The sequence below is a fragment of the Paraburkholderia sp. GAS41 genome (genome assembly GCF_050436545.1).
Classification (GTDB): domain Bacteria; phylum Pseudomonadota; class Gammaproteobacteria; order Burkholderiales; family Burkholderiaceae; genus Paraburkholderia.
This window is the reverse complement of record NZ_JBNDMK010000001.1, coordinates 217,592-230,791: the sequence shown is the minus strand read 5'-3', so window position 1 is coordinate 230,791 and position 13,200 is coordinate 217,592. Positions and strand designations below refer to the sequence as shown.

General features: G+C 59.6%; 11 protein-coding genes and 4 pseudogenes. 6 read left to right on the top strand and 9 right to left on the bottom strand.

Going from position 1 to position 13,200, the window contains the following annotated elements:
* Positions 1–83: 83 nt before the first annotated feature.
* From P3T43_RS01040 to P3T43_RS01030, 3 genes and pseudogenes are all read right to left on the bottom strand, one after another.
* Positions 84–575: a winged helix-turn-helix transcriptional regulator gene (locus P3T43_RS01040; RefSeq protein WP_429279165.1), complete on the bottom strand. Its 492-nt coding sequence runs from the start codon at positions 573–575 to the stop codon at positions 84–86.
* Positions 576–884: 309 nt separating this feature from the next.
* Positions 885–1,241, bottom strand: a pseudogene (locus tag P3T43_RS01035) (hypothetical protein); the annotation flags it as partial.
* Positions 1,242–1,311: 70 nt separating this feature from the next.
* On the bottom strand, positions 1,312–2,016 hold the full coding sequence (locus P3T43_RS01030) for an SDR family oxidoreductase (RefSeq protein ID WP_429279164.1): 705 nt from the start codon (positions 2,014–2,016) through the stop codon (positions 1,312–1,314).
* 388 nt (positions 2,017–2,404) lie between these two features.
* On the opposite strand from P3T43_RS01030, the gene arsB reads away from it, so the two are divergent.
* From arsB to P3T43_RS01015, 3 genes and pseudogenes are all read left to right on the top strand, one after another.
* The gene (gene arsB, locus P3T43_RS01025) at positions 2,405–3,598 is read left to right on the top strand and encodes an ACR3 family arsenite efflux transporter (RefSeq protein ID WP_429279163.1); all 1,194 of its coding nucleotides are present in this window, start codon (positions 2,405–2,407) and stop codon (positions 3,596–3,598) included.
* Positions 3,595–4,020 (top strand): arsenate reductase (glutaredoxin), encoded by a 426-nt coding sequence (gene arsC, locus P3T43_RS01020; protein WP_429279162.1) that lies wholly within the window; start codon positions 3,595–3,597, stop codon positions 4,018–4,020. Before arsB ends, arsC begins: the two co-directional genes overlap by 4 nt.
* A gap of 25 nt (positions 4,021–4,045) precedes the next feature.
* Positions 4,046–4,198 (top strand): annotated as a pseudogene (locus P3T43_RS01015) (arsenical resistance protein ArsH); the annotation flags it as partial.
* A gap of 223 nt (positions 4,199–4,421) precedes the next feature.
* On the opposite strand, the pseudogene P3T43_RS01010 reads toward P3T43_RS01015, so the two are convergent.
* A pseudogene (locus P3T43_RS01010) lies at positions 4,422–4,808 on the bottom strand (LysR substrate-binding domain-containing protein); the annotation flags it as partial.
* Between the two features lie 106 nt (positions 4,809–4,914).
* Here P3T43_RS01010 and P3T43_RS01005 point away from each other — a divergent pair.
* Together P3T43_RS01005 and P3T43_RS01000 are read left to right on the top strand one after the other, a co-directional pair.
* Positions 4,915–5,395 (top strand): annotated as a pseudogene (locus P3T43_RS01005) (SDR family NAD(P)-dependent oxidoreductase).
* A 321-nt stretch (positions 5,396–5,716) separates the two neighbouring features.
* A complete protein-coding gene (locus P3T43_RS01000; protein WP_429279161.1) occupies positions 5,717–6,274 on the top strand; it encodes a hypothetical protein in 558 nt (185 codons plus the stop codon).
* 253 nt (positions 6,275–6,527) lie between these two features.
* Here the strand turns inward: P3T43_RS01000 and P3T43_RS00995 are convergent, their stop codons facing one another.
* Both P3T43_RS00995 and P3T43_RS00990 read right to left on the bottom strand, forming a co-directional pair.
* Positions 6,528–7,775, bottom strand: a complete 1,248-nt coding sequence (locus P3T43_RS00995; RefSeq protein WP_429279160.1) for a type II toxin-antitoxin system HipA family toxin — start codon at positions 7,773–7,775, stop codon at positions 6,528–6,530.
* The gene (locus P3T43_RS00990; protein ID WP_429279159.1) at positions 7,768–8,106 is read right to left on the bottom strand and encodes a helix-turn-helix domain-containing protein; all 339 of its coding nucleotides are present in this window, start codon (positions 8,104–8,106) and stop codon (positions 7,768–7,770) included. Before P3T43_RS00990 ends, P3T43_RS00995 begins: the two co-directional genes overlap by 8 nt.
* A gap of 629 nt (positions 8,107–8,735) precedes the next feature.
* Here P3T43_RS00990 and P3T43_RS00985 point away from each other — a divergent pair.
* Positions 8,736–9,977, top strand: coding sequence for an MFS transporter (locus P3T43_RS00985; RefSeq protein WP_429279158.1), 1,242 nt, complete (start codon positions 8,736–8,738; stop codon positions 9,975–9,977).
* Positions 9,978–10,434: 457 nt separating this feature from the next.
* Here the strand turns inward: P3T43_RS00985 and P3T43_RS00980 are convergent, their stop codons facing one another.
* The 3 genes from P3T43_RS00980 to P3T43_RS00970 form a co-directional block, all read right to left on the bottom strand.
* Complete coding sequence (locus P3T43_RS00980) at positions 10,435–10,932, bottom strand: hypothetical protein (protein WP_429279157.1); 498 nt, start codon at positions 10,930–10,932, stop codon at positions 10,435–10,437.
* A 105-nt stretch (positions 10,933–11,037) separates the two neighbouring features.
* Entirely contained in the window at positions 11,038–12,606 is a 1,569-nt protein-coding gene (locus tag P3T43_RS00975; protein ID WP_429279156.1) for a caspase family protein, read from the bottom strand.
* A 224-nt stretch (positions 12,607–12,830) separates the two neighbouring features.
* Positions 12,831–13,115, bottom strand: a complete 285-nt coding sequence (locus P3T43_RS00970) for a hypothetical protein (protein WP_429279155.1) — start codon at positions 13,113–13,115, stop codon at positions 12,831–12,833.
* Between the last annotated feature and the right edge of the window lie 85 nt (positions 13,116–13,200).

The window sequence follows — 13,200 nt, the reverse complement described above, 5'->3', positions numbered from 1 at the left end:
ACGCATCGTGCAGCTGCGAACCGTTCACGCCCCACAGGCCGACGAAGTCAGCAACCTGCATCGCAAGACAGAATTCAATTCGCTTACGCAGCCTTCAGGGCTCTTTCAGCGCGCTCCTGCGCGTACGAGGGGCTCAATTCGGCCTTCAGATCGCTGCGTTTCAATGGTTTGCCACACGCCTCGCAGACGGTACCCACGCCGGCGTCGTGGCCACAGCTAATATGCGTATAGCGCACCGCAATGTCTTCGCCCCGTGACTTACACCACGTTTCGCCCCATTCGCGCAGCGCCAGGATGACTGGATAGAACGCCCGGCTCATCTCCGTGAGTTCGTATTCGTAACGGGGCGGCTTATCCATGTAACGCTTGCGCTGAATCATGCCGTCCGCTTCGAGCCGTTTGAGACGCGCGGAGAGCATCTGCGGTGTTGCCTGCGACTGCGCCAGCAGGCTATCGAACCTTCGATTACCCATGAACAGTTCTCGCACGATCAGCACAGCCCACTTGTCCCCGATGACGGCCTGAGACCGCGCGACAGGGCACAGCGTGTCGTTCATTGCAGGCAATCCAGCCATTCGAACTCCTTCGAAATCGCATTAGTTATCAAAATATGATAACCATATCATATCGCTGTGAGGTTCGCTGGTGCTCCTGTCATGTGTTCAGTTGAAAGCCTATGACACGAGTGGATCGCGGACGCCTTTCACTTTACTGTCAAGGCGCTCTCCTAGCACGTTATCAATATCACAAAATCGCCTGTTTTCGGGCCGTGGCCGACACAGCAAGGTTCTCATTCGCGCCTGATGAAATTCACATGCCATGACATCTAATCTGCCAGATGCCAAGGCCATCTTTGCGCATCTTGCTCTACACTGCACGCTACGCTATGACAAACATAGTTGAAGGGTTGCTTTGCTGTCCACGCATCGGAGAAATCGCATCATGGAAAAGATCGGGAAAGTCCTCGCCACAGGCAATAGCCACGCCACGATCAAGGATCCTGTTTTACTCTCGTGCCGACGTCGGCGCGAGAGTGAATTCGCGATGAACAACTGCCCCCATGCAACCGCATCCGCCTCACGTGAAGCGAGGACTTGCTGAGCCGATTCGCGAGTGAACTTCTCGTTCACGATGTACGGACCGCCGAACGCGGCTTTCAGTTGCGGACCGAGACGCTTGTCACCGAGCGATTCACGGGCGGCGATAAACGCGACCTTGCGCTTGCCGAGTTCGTGATTGACGCCACGCCCCGCCCCAACGGGCCTGCCCATCGTGCGCAAAATCGCACAACGGGCAGCTTGGCTGGCGCGGTCAAAGCGGCTTGGCGTCGTCCAGATAGACGCCCGCCGACAGCCCGGCCTTCACCCGCCGCGAGATCTCGTCGGCGGACACCTCCTCTGCGCCGGCCTCGATCGCGTCGAACGCCTGGCGCACCACTTCGGCCGGCGTCGTCTTGGGTACTTCCAGCCCGCGCACCAGATCCGTATCGATGAAGCCGGCATGCAGCGCGACGACCTGCGTGCGCTGCTCGCGCAGCGACTGGCGCAGGCCGTTCGTGAGCGCCCATGCGGCTGATTTCGACACGCCGTAGGCCGACAGGATCGGACGGTTTACCCAGCTCGCCACCGACAGTACGTTCAGGATCGCGCCGCCGCCGTTGCTGGCGAGGTTCCCCGCGAATGCCCGCGACAACGCCAGCGGCCCAACCACATTGGTTTCGAAATGATCGCGCAAGGCGTCGAGCGCATCGTCGTCCATCAGGCTGCCGAACCTGGCGATGCCCGCGTTATTGATCAGCAGCGTGACGTCGCGTGCCGCCTCCGCGGCTGCGGCCACAGTCGCCAGATCGGTCACGTCGAGCTTCACAGGCACGACTCCCGGCAGCGTCACGCTGGCTGGGTCGCGCGCGCCCGCATAAACCTTCCGAGCCCCTTGTTCGAGCGCCTGTTTGGCGAACTCGAGGCCAAGCCCGCGATTCGCACCCGTCACAAAAACGACAGCACCTTCGATCTTCATAACCCTTCCTTTCCGACGATGAATGAAATGCGAGCGTGAAATGCAAGCGGCACTGGATCGCTTTTGTCGGACGATCTGTGACTTCTCATGCATCGCATACGTTGATCGAAGGATACAACTATGAAATTCATATCGTCAAGCGCAGTTTGGATTTGTTGACGATTCTCGTATGAGAGATCATGGGCAGCCAAGCCTTGCTCGCCGCTCCAACAGACACTCCAGATACGCCCTACCGTATCTCGACTCATCCCGACTATGCTTGGAGAGATGGACGCCATTTCCTGAATTGACTTACCAACGTAGTCGATGGCCCCGACGTGTAATCTGCCGCGACCCGGGGTCACTTTTAATGCAGCGCTGGTCTACCCAATGCCTCAGGAGAAGCATCATGTCCGACCCATCGCAGTTCGAAATCGACCGCACCTATACGGGCCGCTGGACGGTCACCTTTAGCAACCCGCCAATCAACATGTTTGTGCCCGCGACGATCGTCGAAATGGGTTCGTTGATGGCCGACCTCGAGGCAGACCTGTCCGTAAAGGTCGTGGTATTCCAGTCGGCGAATCCCGATTTTTTCATCGCCCATCTCGACGTAGCCAGGGCAGCTGAACAGCCTGAGGTGTTGGGCCTTTGGCGCGATGTCGTGCTGCGCCTCTCGTCCACACCGGTCGTGAGCATTGCCAAGGTTCGCGGTCGCGCACGCGGGATCGGCAACGAGTTCCTATTGGCCTGTGCGCAGGTGAAAAGCCAGTGGCGCGGCATCGGCGTGACGCTTTTCGTGAACTGGTTCGTCAAACCGTGTTCAATGGCGTTGCTCGGCTGGATCTTCATCCGTCATGTGTTTGCGCCGTGGCTGCCTGCCGATCAGCTTGACAGCTACATTGCGGGCTTGATTTTGCTTGCTGCCGCGCCGTGTACCGCGATGGTGTTTGTCTGGTCTCAACTGTGCAAAGGCGATCCGTACTTCACGCTGTCTCAGGTCGCGCTTAACGATTCGATCATGATCGTAGCGTTTGCACCGCTCGTCGCATTACTGCTGGGCCTGTCTGTCATCACGGTGCCGTGGGACACGCTGATTGCCTCTGTCGGCCTGTACATCGTCGTTCCCGTCATCATGGCCCAACTGGTGCGCAAGCGACTGCTTGCAAAAGGCGAGGCCTACTTCCAGCGGGCTGTCGCACAACTCGGTCCGTATTCGATCTGCGCGCTTCTGGCGACACTGGTGTTGCTGTTCGCATTTCAGGGACAGGCGATCGTCAGGGAGCCACTGGTTATCGCGATGCTGGCGGTCCCGATCCTGATACAGGTGTTTTTCAATTCCGGGCTTGCTTATATGCTGAATCGAAAGCTCGGCGTTGCGCACTGCGTTGCGGGACCATCGAGTCTGATCGGCGCGAGCAACTTCTTTGAACTCGCGGTAGCGACCGCCATCAGTCTGTTCGGCTTTCGGTCGGGCGCGGCGCTCGCCACAGTTGTTGGCGTGCTGATCGAAGTGCCCGTGATGCTGCTGGTCGTCAGCGTAGTCAACCGCTCGCAACACTGGTACGAAGCGGGCGACAGTCGCAAGGAACAGAAATCATGAGCATCACGATCTATCACAACCCGGCTTGCGGCACGTCGCGCAACACGCTGGCCATGATTCGCAACGCGGGTGTAGAGCCAGAGATTATCGAGTATCTACAGTCTCCGCCCGATCGTGACACGCTCAGGCAGCTAATCAGCACTGCGGGACTCACGGTACGGGCCGCGCTTCGTGAAAAGGGCACGCCGTACGCTGACCTTGGACTGGACGACTTGTCCCTCTCCGACGAGCAGCTACTTGACGCAATGGTGGCACATCCCATCCTTATCAACCGCCCGTTCGTGGTCACGCCGCACGGCGTACGACTGTGTCGTCCCTCCGAAGTCCTGCTCGAAATCCTGCCTGAGGCATCAGGTAAGCAATTCACAAAGGAAGACGGCGAAGTGGTGATCGATAGCGAAGGCCGGAGGGCTGGAAAGTGATCGATGGCCTGCCAAATGTCAGTGAAGCGGCGGAGTTCGTCCAACCCAAGGGCGCACACTGGCAGTCATGCAGGTATGTGGCGGCTCACAATCGTTCAACGCGGTAAACGCCCTGCGCGTGCTTGGCAGATGGACGCGGATGGTGACCATCCCGAATCAGTCGTCAGTCGCCAAGGCATGACAGGAGTTTGATGCAGAAGGACGGATGAAACCGTCTTCGTACTATGACCGCCTCAAACCAGACTCGGGTCCGTTGAAGCGATACGGTCGATTAACGAGTGTTCGTCCTTCACGAACGGATGGCCGGTTACGGTAATGCAGCCGCTCGAACGGCATGTTTCCCCGCTCGCTGATTGGCGGCTTGAATCCGCAGCCGTTAGCGGAGTGTTTGGCTGACAGCTCTACGACCCTGCCTCTTCCAGCAGCCAATCACGGAAAGCCGTCAACTTGGGTAACCCGGAACACTCGCCGCGAAAGACGACGTAATAGGCCAATGGCGAAGTGAACGCGACATCCGGAAATAGCCGAACTAGCCGCCCAGCCGCCAGGTCGTCGTGTGCCATTACGCTACGAGCAAGCGCAACACCCTGTCCTTCGATCGCTGCCTGCAACACGGCCGCGGAGCTATTGATTTTCAAACCTCGCCTGGTCGATGCGTCAATGACTCCCGCCTTTCGGAGCCACGTATCCCAGGTCGGAAAGCCGGCATGACTGTCCAGCGACAGATCGTGGATCAGGGTCAGGTGGCGGAGGTCGGCCGGGTTTCGCAAGCCCGGATGTTCGCGCAGCCAGTCAGCGCGTCAATTTGCCTGAATCGTTGAATAGTTTTTCTTTAAATGTAGCGGGTCTCGACAAAAGGCTGGGGCCGGCACCCAATGCATGGAGATATTCACAATGAGCAATCAATTCAAGGGCAGGAAACTGATGGTCGTGAGCGGTACCAGTGGCATCGGCTTGCAGTCGGCGAAGAGGGTTCTCGCTGAAGGCGGAAGCGTCGTGATTGTGGGTCGTCGCCCGGAGAAGACGGAAGAAGCGCGCAAGGAACTGGCTTCGTTCGGCGAGGTCTCCGCGCTGACTGCCGATCTTCGAACGACGACGCGCTCGCAGCGTTGCTCGCCACGATCGACGCGCATCATGCGGATATCGATCTTCTGGTCAATGCGGCCGGCGTGTTCTTGCCGAATATGAGGGTTTCATTCCTAAGGCCGAAGTACACGGCGCATTGCAGGGCTTCAATAGCTTCCATCCCATTGGCCGTGTCGGCACGCCGCAAGATGTCGCCGAAGTCGTCATGTTCCTGCTGTCGGACAAGGCGAGCTGGGTCACGGGCGCGATCTGGGATGTCGATGGCGGTGTGATGGCCGGGCGTAACTGATGTACGACGTTTGCCGCCGGCCAACGCCAGACTCTTTTCTCCGGGAGATATTGCCATGATGCAAGACTGGAACAACTACTGCACGGCCTTACTGAGACGAGTCGGTGACTACGCGAAGCTGAGTCCCGGCGTATTGCGCGGGCTCGCGACGATCGAGCGTAGGCCGTCACGTCGATAAATGCCGATTATTCGCGTCAGGCCGTCGTCACGCCTAATCAACATGAATGGATCGCGTCGCCACGAGCTGCTCATGCCTGGCCCGTGGCAAGTAAAATGCGCGCTATCGACACTTAGGTGGCGGGGACGCTCGCCCTCATCCCGATGAAACGCTTTCTACTGCCGGCCGCTCTCTTCGCCGCGTCTGCCACGCTGCACGCCGCCGGCCTGCCGGCGGCCATCGCTGCGCAGCTGCCAGCGGGTTACGAGCCGATGATGTTCCGAGCAGGGCCGCGCATCGACGGCGGTCGGCGAAGCTTGCTCGTCGTCGCTCACCGGCGCGACGACTCTGCTAACAGCCCGTCGCCGCGTCCGCTGCTGATCTTCGAGGAACAGGCAAGCGGTCAGTACGGGCTCTCCGCGCGCAACGATACGGTTGTGCTGCGTGCCAACGAAGGCGGCCAATGTGATCCGTTCGAGGACGGCGACGACGGGCTCGCAGTCAAGGACCGCTACTTTACGGTGCAGAACAGCGTCGCGTGCGGCGCGCACTGGACAGACTTCATCACGTTCCGCTACGACGCCGGGCGCCGCGCATGGCTCTTCAATAGCGAGATCTTCACGTCTTCCGATCCGATCAACGGCGCGCCGGACAAGACCGACGTGACGCACGCAAACCCCACGAAGCCGGTCACGTTCGAGGCCTGGCGCCCCGCGCGTTGAAGCGACGCGATGCGCGAACGGCAAGAGACTGCCACCTCACCCATATCGGCACCTGAACGTCAGCAATGACCGACAAAGGAGCATTCGTCCCTGGCAATCGCATGGCAAGCTTCGACGCAAAGCCGACTCCTGAACGTCTGAGCGACGACGCGTGTCAATGACGGGAGGTGCCCCGCTCACCTCCCATGTCTGTCTCCCCAGGCGCGCTCTGACATGGAGTTCAGGTTGCGTCGTAGATAGGGTCCCTGATACGTCACAACCGCAATGCTGCGTCAAGATCATCATGCTCGAAGGCACTCGCCATGCGGGCAATCTCTGCGCGCCTGCAACCGACTTCTTGAGCAACCTCTTGCCAAATACGGGTCACGTCGGCGACCTCGCGGATCGTGGCCCGAGCCTGTTTCAAAGACAAGCCGAAAAACTCCGCCGCGTTTTCAAGGAGGCGGACCGAACACGTACCCTCGTCGAGATCGATGTTGGTCGTGAGGATGCGCGCCTTGACGTCGGTTGGCGTGGGATTGAGGTCGTAGGCCGGTGACAATACCCATCCATCGTGGCCAGCCCAGAGGAAGCCATGGTTGCGCAAGTGGTCATCGACATTTGAGACCAGTACGTTGAAGGTCACGCGACGATACAACTGGGCAGCATCGACCCGCGCCCTCGCTCCGTGCTGCGTCAGCGCGTCAACCAGTTCAGGATAGCTGCCACGTTGGCCGTCCCGCGATCCTGTCATCGACATCGCCGAGAGAAAGGGAATGCGAATACTCCCAGCGCGATCGAAGCGACGCGACAACAACACAGGCTTGTTCGCTACCTGAAGCAGTTCGTGATCCGGCGTGGAAATGCCGGCACGTTCAGCCAATCGGAGGGCGACTTCCTCCCAGGCCTCAATGCTGTATTCGTCGGTTTCTTTCGGGAATTTGGCAATCGACAAATGGCCGTACTGGTCGATGACCGATGCTTTGGGACGCGCGCCACCGAGTGAGGACCCCGGCGCGAAAATCAGTTGCAGATCCTCATCGGTTTCCTCGTCCCGCAGGATACGCTCTGTGATTTGAAGCAGCCGCCCCAATTCGATCAGCGCGGGGACGCCAGCGGGTACGGACGCCTGAAATTCATCTTCTCCGCTCCAGCGGAATCGCAGCGCGCCAAGACGCGTTTCGTCCGCTACGCCCAACAGATAATCCAGTTCACCAAGTGTCCGGACGCGCCGCCCTTCCCGCTCGGCCTGTCGACGCTCCGCGCGCTGCATGAGGCGGCGCCCCCAGGTATCGGGCGCCGAATCACCGATCGAACCGAAGATGGATTGATCTGGCAGCGGTGGGAAAACGCCGCGCGTCAACGCCAGCGCCGGCTCAATCGAAAAGCGCTCGTCGTCTGCCAGCCATGTCTCGTCATATTCGAACGTGACCGTTTCTTCCCGACGCGACGCATGGCGCCTGAGCAACCCAACTGGACGCGGCGTGCCGTCGAGATCGATATATACCTCGACATCAGCCATGATCGCCCTTCCCTCCGCCGCCACGGGGCATCCGGACACGCTGAGGCAGTGCGGCGATTGCTAGCGCCTGCCCCACTGTATCCCGGGCGGCGTCGGCAACCTCAAGCAATCCATCGAGAAGCCCGAGCGCCTGCAGCACGGCCGCGTAGATGCCGATGCTCACACTCGGATCGCCGGCTTCGACGCGCTGCAAAGTCGCTCTCGACGTGAAAGCACGTTCGGCAATCACAGCCATGGTCAGCCGGCGGCGGCGGCGTGCGTCGTGAATATCGGTGCCCAGTTTTCGCAGCGCCCGCCGGACACCGGCTGAAGGAGCGTGAGGCGTCGGCATTTCGCTACCTTCATAAGTCTCTAATGGCGTTAATGTATCACGAAGATAGCATTTATATCCAGTTCACCTGAATTGGCAGAACAGCTTGACCACAGGCGGGCCCGCCGATGCTTCGTTGGCCGCTTTTACACAGCGAACACTGCTTGCGCTATGGGCGGAGGGGAAAGGGCCACCCACCCGAAAGACGAATGAGTTTTGTCGACCCCACTTCTGCCGGTCGATTCGACGTCCCCTAAACGGCAGTCTCCAAGTGCGGATTCAACCGCCGGCGTTAACCCTGCCGTTGTAAGCCGGAGGACGCGACCGGCCGCAACGGGTCGCCGGTCGCCGACCAGCCGCTGCAACGTACCGCGAGCGAAACAGAGCACGACCACAGATACCGAAAGCGCTTCGCGGTTCCCGTCACGTTCCACCATAGGAAATATGGCAAAAACCGGTTACTCATTCAAATCTAATTCTCGGACCGCATACTCTTTCACAGTAGCGGTGCATATAATCCGGGTCCCCAGCCGCACGTCGCAAGCTTTCCGTGAACGGGGGAGCAATGGGACGATCGACGCCTCAGTGCTACCGCAGCTTCCCCGCGCCAAAATGCCAAAGTCCCCGCCCTCTTCAATATTGAGCTCATGATGAATGCCTCACTTTCCGACGTCACCCCGCCCGCGACTGACACAGCCTCGACCACCACGCGGCGTCAGTGGCTTGCAGTAATCGCCGTCACGATCAGCGCATTTGCCTTCGTCACGTCGGAATTTCTGCCCGTCGGTCTATTGCCTCAGATCGCGCGCGACCTCGGCGTGTCACCCGGCATCGCGGGTCTGATGGTGACGACGCCGGGTGTGCTGGCGGCGTTTTCAGCGCCCGCGCTGATGATTCTCGCAGGCCGCGCAGACCGCCGTCACGTTTTCCTGCTGTTAACTGCCGTGCTGCTCGCAGCGAATCTGGTTTGTGCGACATCTGCACATTTGCTCACCATGCTGATCGGACGCGCGCTGCTCGGCGCCGCGCTGGGCGGCTTCTGGACGCTGGCAACCGCTGCAGCAGGGCGCCTCGTGCAGCCCGCCGACGCCGCAAAAGCGACTGCGACGATTCTTACCGGCGTCATGTTGGCCACCGTCGTCGGCGTGCCTTTGGGCACCTTCATCGCAAGTCTTGAGTCGTGGCGCGCGTCGTTCTTCTCGACCGGTGCGCTCGCCGCCGTTGCGCTCGTATTGCAGGCGTGGCTCACGCCGTCGTTGCCGTCCGCGACTGCGTTGCGTTTCGGCGAACTGGTCGAAGTGCTGCGACGTCCATTTGTTAGCCTGAGCATGTTGATGATCGCGCTCGTGTTTGGCGCGCACTTTTCGACGTACACGTATGTCGCGCCCTGGCTTCAGCAAGCCTTTTCGACCCGCGAGATGACGATGCTGCTTCTCGCATTCGGCGTGACCGGTTTTCTCACGAATATGCTGCTGTCGACGGTGATCGCCGAGCGTCTGAAGGCGTCGCTCGCAGTCATGATGCTGCTGATGCTGAGCTCGATTGCGTCAATGTTGCTACTCGATCATTCACGCGCCGGCGAGGTGTTCGCGATGCTCATCTGGGGCGCTGCGTTTGGCGCGTTGCCCCTGTGCTGCAGTGTCTGGATCCAGCAAGGTATCGCCGACGCGCCTGAGGCTGGCTCTGCGCTCTTCGTCGGCGTGATCCAGGTAGCGATCGCGGTGGGCTCGTCCGTTGGCGGGGGGATCGTCGATATGGCTGGAGGCCGCGCGGACTTCACGTTTGGCTGCGCGCTCACACTGCTCGGCTTCGTGGCATTGCAACGGGTCGTTGCGCTGGAGCGTGCGCGCACAAAAGCGCCTGATTGCCGATGCACGCCGTCGCTTGAATGACGGTGTCCGGCGCGAAGCCGCGGTCACGGTGACCTTGAAGCAGAAACCGGCTGAACGCTGTGACGGGGCGTTCTGGCGCATGGGCCAAAGCGAACTTCGCGATCCCGGCAGCCGCCTGAACGAAGTACGCTGATCAAACAACGAACTGCCGCCCAAGGAGCACTGACTTCGACAATGGCGGCCGCTCATTGCGTGCTTTGTGCTGACCTCCCTCCCCTGCGCCATTTCAGTCCTCGCCATTCGAGTGAAGGGTTCAGTTGCCGCTTGACGTGCGTCCTGCGCGAGTAACCCATACCTTCTCTACGACAATGAACACATGACGTTCACACGACTGGAAGAGACATTGTCAATTCAATCGTCCGATCCCCCGTACGGCGGGGAATCCGAGGTGACAAAATTAGTTTGATCTACGCCGCGACAAGCCGGTTTGGGGAATCTTGCGAGTGTCACACCAGACCTATTGCTGATACTTCTTCGCTCGTACTGACGCCTCGCGAGCATACTTGCCTGCGGCAATGGTGAAGCTTCCAACTTGCTTTACGCAATCAATCAAGTTTCCCCTCTCTGGTAACACAAACTTGACCTGCTTGAAAATGCCGCCCGGCGTGAAGAATGCCCGTTGATAAAAAACGCGTCCTCGATCGATCCCAGCATAGTCGTCATGGGCTATTGGGCCGATCTGATATGGAGCACCCCTAACCATCTCGAACTTCGTTATTCCCTTGAAGTCGTTCCCCCACAGAGCTGCGTTCAATTCAATCTCCAGCAATTCCGCAGTCCAATATCCGATCGGCGCAAGGTTGACGGATGGCACGAAAAAGCAGTTTCCGAGGACTCCGGATTCGCCACCGTAGGCGCGATAGACTATCTCGCCACCATTCGCAGATTTCTCCACAGGTGGCGCAGAAAACCCATCGTCGCTCCACGATGTGCGTGTTGATGTCAGCGAGTTCATTGAGCCTCCATGTGGTTCGCGAGCCTGATGCTCTACCCAATCCTCAGTCCTCCAGCGCAAGCGTTGTCAACTGGCAACGCTCGAGTATTGCCTTTTGTCAGATCGCTAGCCCGCATCGAATGTGACTAACTCTTGCCTCCAATATTCGGTCGCAGCTCTGCGCTTTTTCCCGTAGCGGGCGAATTCCATCGCGAGATAGCGTGGCACCTTGTCGGGCGCGATCCAGTAAGTCACCGTGCGGCGTCCGCCGTTATCGATCTTCCAGCCCTCGCCCTGCACGCGGAACGCGTCGAACGTTCCGGCGGCGATCGTAATGTTCTCGCGCGCTACGACCCGGAACGCTAACTCGAAGGTATCCGTCTCGCCGGACGGCGACGTGCGGCCGTAGCGTGTCTTCCATTCTTTTCCGACTGCATAGTCGTTCGCGAAGAATTGCCGCTCCCCGTAGCGGTTGCCGTTCGAATCGATGCGCACGTTGCCGAGCAGGTCGGTGATGAAATGGCCGTCGTTGAACTCGACCGACGTGTCGTTGATCTTCGTGACCCGCAGGCTGAACTGCGTTTCCTGCTTCGAATACAGATCGATCTGGCGGTAGACATAGCTATCGCCCAGCTTCATCGCTGTTGCGTCCGTGCTGCCCTGCGTGAACGGATTCGTGGGAGCGGACTTGACGACGACCTTCTGCTCGCCACCCGCGGCGAGCAACTTGTCCAGCGTCGCTTGCGCAAGTTCGCAGAAGTTACCGTTCGGATGCGCCTTCAGATAGGCGGCGATCGCATCCGCCGTTCCGGCCTTCTGCGCGGCACTCCAGTCGTCCTCGTCGATCTGCGCGAGCTGGTCGAGTTGCTCGTCCGTCGGCTTGTTGGCGGTGGGCGGCGGGATGAAATAGAAATCGTCCTCGAGCGACGTGCTTTCCCATGGAATCTGCCTGCCGTTTGATTGCAGCCGGACCGCGAGCCGCACGCGTTTGAATACGTCCTCGATCTTCGCTTCGGGACGCACCATCTCGCGTAACAGATTCTCCGTGTACAAACCGTTTTTCCCAACACCGTCCGACGCGACGTTGCCAGGCGCAGTCGCGTAGGCGAGGATCGTGCGCGTGGGTGCGTCCATCTGGCTGAGCCCTGCACCGGTCGTGCCGGCGATACCGAACGGGTCATTCCGGCACGCGTCGAGGATCACGATATTCATCGGATTGCGCATCTTGCCGAGACTGGTCATCACCGACGCGATGTCGACGGTCTGCCGCGGTACGTCGCTGGCGGCTTCGAGGTGGATGTCGATGGGTAGCAGGTAATTGCGCCAGTTGAGCTGCACGCCGTGCCCGGCGAAGTAGAACAGTGCGACGGCGCCATGCCGCTCGACCTGATCGCAGAAAGTACGGATCGAGTCGTTCATCGCGTCGCGCGTGCAGTCGACTTTAAGGTCGACGTCGAAATTCAGGTTTTTCAGCGTCGATGCGATCGCATTCGCGTCGTTCGGCGGGTTGCGCAACGGCGCGCCCGAATATTGGCCATTGCCGATTACGAGTGCGACGCGTGCTCCCTTGTTATTGTCCGCGAAGGCGGCCATGCCCGGCAAACACGGAAGTATCGACAAGGCGGCCAGCTTTCCGAGCGTGCGTCGTCTTTCGGCATGAAATGCGCCAGGAACGTTCTTCTTCTCATCCGGCATTTGAACACTCCGTTTCAAACGACTGACATTGGCTCGCCTTTCAACGCAAAAGATAGTGTTGATACCCATGCAGTTTGAAGCTTTTGCATTACGGTGGTCGCGGCCACTTGCTATCGTGCTTCGAACGACTGATTCATTGGGTGAGCCCGTCTGATATCCCCGCCCCGCAGGTCTCGGGCCCATCGCCAACGGTTATTTGCCGGCACGTCCGCGGCCACGTGCGGTCAGCCGTTCACGACATCCTTGAACGCCTTGCCGGCCGAAAACTTGACGGTCTTCGCAGCGCCTGGATGCGCGGTGTCCGCCCTCTTATGACAACTGCGTTTGTCCGCCTCAACAGTTGCCAGCGCGTCGTTTTCCGCCTGACAGACGCCTGAACTTCGCGCCGTCTGAGATATCGGTCTGGGGATATCGCACTGCGCAATGGACCGTCTCATGGCACCTCGAACATTCACCCGCCCGACACGGCTCTCCAATTGATACAAGCCTGCGCCTTCGGGATTGATCACGTTTGTTCCCCATCGTCCCGCATAGGCAAGAGTAGACTAGTACCGGCAAACCATTCAACCATTATCGCGGTGTCTGACCTGGCTC

Bases quoted from the DNA above. Each gene is read 5' to 3' on its own strand.
- P3T43_RS01040 (WP_429279165.1), bottom strand. From the start codon at position 575: ATGGCTGGATTGCCTGCAATGAACGACACGCTGTGCCCTGTCGCGCGG.
- P3T43_RS01030 (WP_429279164.1), bottom strand. From the start codon at position 2,016: ATGAAGATCGAAGGTGCTGTCGTTTTTGTGACGGGTGCGAATCGCGGG.
- arsB (WP_429279163.1), top strand. From the start codon at position 2,405: ATGTCCGACCCATCGCAGTTCGAAATCGACCGCACCTATACGGGCCGC.
- arsC (WP_429279162.1), top strand. From the start codon at position 3,595: ATGAGCATCACGATCTATCACAACCCGGCTTGCGGCACGTCGCGCAAC.
- P3T43_RS01000 (WP_429279161.1), top strand. From the start codon at position 5,717: ATGAAACGCTTTCTACTGCCGGCCGCTCTCTTCGCCGCGTCTGCCACG.
- P3T43_RS00995 (WP_429279160.1), bottom strand. From the start codon at position 7,775: ATGGCTGATGTCGAGGTATATATCGATCTCGACGGCACGCCGCGTCCA.
- P3T43_RS00990 (WP_429279159.1), bottom strand. From the start codon at position 8,106: ATGCCGACGCCTCACGCTCCTTCAGCCGGTGTCCGGCGGGCGCTGCGA.
- P3T43_RS00985 (WP_429279158.1), top strand. From the start codon at position 8,736: ATGAATGCCTCACTTTCCGACGTCACCCCGCCCGCGACTGACACAGCC.
- P3T43_RS00980 (WP_429279157.1), bottom strand. From the start codon at position 10,932: ATGAACTCGCTGACATCAACACGCACATCGTGGAGCGACGATGGGTTT.
- P3T43_RS00975 (WP_429279156.1), bottom strand. From the start codon at position 12,606: ATGCCGGATGAGAAGAAGAACGTTCCTGGCGCATTTCATGCCGAAAGA.